This window comes from Virgibacillus sp. FSP13, assembly GCF_054048505.1.
This window is the reverse complement of the sequence record NZ_JBSVKG010000053.1, coordinates 1-2,898: the sequence shown is the minus strand read 5'-3', so window position 1 is coordinate 2,898 and position 2,898 is coordinate 1. Positions and strand designations below refer to the sequence as shown.

The 2,898-nt window shown below is 38.2% G+C and carries 3 protein-coding genes; all 3 read right to left on the bottom strand.

Going from position 1 to position 2,898, the window contains the following annotated elements; genetic code table 11:
* Positions 1-87 precede the first annotated feature (87 nt).
* Genes ACW2QC_RS20065 through istA form a run of 3 tightly spaced genes read right to left on the bottom strand, consistent with a single transcriptional unit; the run spans position 88 to position 2,788 of the window.
* Entirely contained in the window at positions 88-411 is a 324-nt protein-coding gene (locus tag ACW2QC_RS20065; RefSeq protein WP_457545698.1) for a hypothetical protein, read from the bottom strand.
* Between the two features lie 26 nt (positions 412-437).
* Positions 438-1,208, bottom strand: coding sequence for an IS21-like element helper ATPase IstB (gene istB, locus ACW2QC_RS20060; RefSeq protein WP_457545697.1), 771 nt, complete (start codon positions 1,206-1,208; stop codon positions 438-440).
* Entirely contained in the window at positions 1,205-2,788 is a 1,584-nt protein-coding gene (gene istA, locus ACW2QC_RS20055) for an IS21 family transposase (RefSeq protein WP_457545696.1), read from the bottom strand. Before istA ends, istB begins: the two co-directional genes overlap by 4 nt.
* Positions 2,789-2,898 lie beyond the last annotated feature (110 nt).

Here is a 2,898-nt window from a genome sequence, read left to right as displayed (position 1 = left end):
TGTAATTGTCAACTGAAATTTCCCCCACTTAGTCATTTAAAATTCCCCCACTAAAAATTTCCATTATAGCGGGGGAGTAAATGATAACTAAAATGGCATAATCCCCAATTGAAGTTCAAGATTTTGTTTTTTACGTTTCAACTTTTCCACTTCACTATTTAAATCCTTGATTTCTTCTTCTAAGCGTTTAATCTTGGTTTTATCATCAATTCCTTTCTCATATGCAGTTCCGACACGGCTAAGGTCAATCAAGAATTCCATTACGTCTGATCCGACTATTGAATAGTCCTTACTATATTTACTTGCCTTTAAATCTCCATTGATTATCCATTCTTCCACGGTAGCTTCATCACATTCTATTTCATGCGAACGTATCAAGCTGGTTGCTTCCGCAATTGTCATATCACCCATAAAAACCCCCTTATATTCGCTTGTCATTAAACCAATTGCTGATTTTCAAGCCATTGTTTTGTTTCTTTCATGCGATAAGAATTTCCATTCATATTGACAATATAGGCCTGATAGGTAAGCCGGTCAATCATCGCTGCTGTCATCACGGGATCTTGGAAGATCTCTCCCCAGCGTTCAAATGAAAGATTGGTTGTAATAATCGTTGATTGTTGGCCTGCCCTTAATGATAGGTGGGTAAATAAAAGTTCAGCTCCTTCTTTATCAAATGAGATATACCCCATTTCATCAGCTATCACTAAATCATATTTTTCAAAGCGATTTTGGAAGGAACGCAGCGTCCTTTCAGATCGACATTCTTTGATCCGGTTGATCAATAATGGTACAGTAGTAAACCATACTTTATAGCCTTGCATACATGCTTCAATTCCTAATCCAATACTCATATGGGTCTTTCCCGTGCCTGGATTTCCAGCTAAAATGACATTTCTCCCTTCTTTAATAAAATCAAGGGTTTTTAGACGCTTATATTTCTTTTGGGCATCTTCAGGTAAATCCAATACAGATAAATCCTCAAGATACTTTTTATATGGGAATTCAGCCCGGCGTATGCGGTTATACCTCGCGGCCTCCTGTCTCGAATCGGTTTCTTTTTCTAATAATAAAGCTAAAAACTCTTCATAGCTTGCATCTCTTTCCGATGCATCTTTAACGTATTCCTCGAAATGTTGCCGAATCATGGGCAATCTTAATTCTTTGCTGAATTGAACCACTTCTTCGCTCCAATTCTTCCTATTCATGCTATTTCTCCCTTCTTCCCGAGTGATTTGGTTTGAAATAGCTCATCATACGCACGTAGCTGCTCCTTGGCATGATTGGTGATGCCACTCACTTCTTTATCAAAGGTGGCGAGAGAAGATGCTTCCTGATTCTTGGCACACAATATTTTAATTTTATCCGTTGTCACATGGGACGGATGGATTTTTCGTAATTCTTCAATGCCGTTTTCTATCTCTACTAAACTCGCACCTTCCTGTATATAATGAATCAACTCTATAAATTCCTTTGGATTCTTGGTATAATAAGTGCTGTAAATGTTTTTGATCTTTTGATCTGCCTGTTGTAAGGCCAAACTACCGGCTAATGCACCAGGCTTTTTCTTTAATGTTCTTAAATAATGGTCTAATTGAATCCTCCAATCATGTACACCTGTCAAACGGTGATGTTCAGCGATTTTCTTTCCATCATAAAAGCATTTGATCCGGCTGGAATAGATTTTAGCCTTAACAACTTTGTCAACCAAATGATCCGGAACAGAATAATGATTTTGGTCAATTACAACCGTTGAATACTTATCCACACGCACATTGGCTATTCGAGCTGCATCAAAGGCTGGAAGTGCTTGTAAAAGGTGTGGCTGTTCCTCCATGAATAATTCATTTGCTGAACAGTCTTTTCCAGTTTGCTGCTTCCGGTTAATCCTTTCACAAACTTCCATGAGATATTGATTTGCCTCTTCCAATGTTTGGAATGAATCCTTGAACGCAAAGGCTTTTCTTCGTATATACTCGACACTTCGTTCTACATGTCCTTTTTCATTACCACTTCGGATGTTACAGAAGCGATAATCAAAAGTGTAATAGAGTGATAGTTTTAAAAGAGCTTCAGTTGGTTCTTTTTCTATGCCCACAAATCGTTTGACAGCTACTTTCATATTGTCATATACCATGGTTTTATACACGCCACCTACCTTATCAAAAAATAAAGCGTGAGCTTCTTGAAAGCATTCTGTTTTTTGTTTGGTAAACAAGTACGCCATCCGGTAATTACCATAGGCAGATGTGAACACAGCCATTTGAAGTACCCGTCGCTTTCCATCAATACTAACCTTTACTTCCCCCCAATCGAATTCACACACATCGCCTGGTAGATAAACGCCTTTTATGTATGCCTCTTTAGCTTTTTCCATGAGTTTTCGTACAGTACGAAGGACCGTGCTATAACTAATGTCAAATCCCTCCTCTACCAGCACTTCATGTATATCCACAGGCTTCTTTATTTGCTTTCGTAATCCCTTTCTTAACTTTTCTTCATTTTCTTGTATTAGCTCGTTAATTCGCTCCTCCATTTCTTTTGTCAGCTTTCGCTTTGGTCTTTCACCAACGCTATATTTAGGTGCTTCCACAATTGCTTGGATTAATTCTCCGGAATCTATGCTGGAATCGCTCTTCTCCAGTTCTCTCCTTTGTGATTCATATTCTTTAATGTATTTTCTTACCGTTTTTCGATCAATTCCGGTCTCTCTAGCTATTTCTCTCTGTGATCTTCCCTCCCTCAAATGCATTAGTAAGACATCTTGTTTCTTGTTCAAATCTATCATCGCTCCAGTCTCCCCATGTTGAAATAAATGTATTTCTTCATGAGTTATTATAGACTAGGTGGGGGACTTTTCAATGACTATCGTGGTCCAGTTTTAGATTACTATAAACA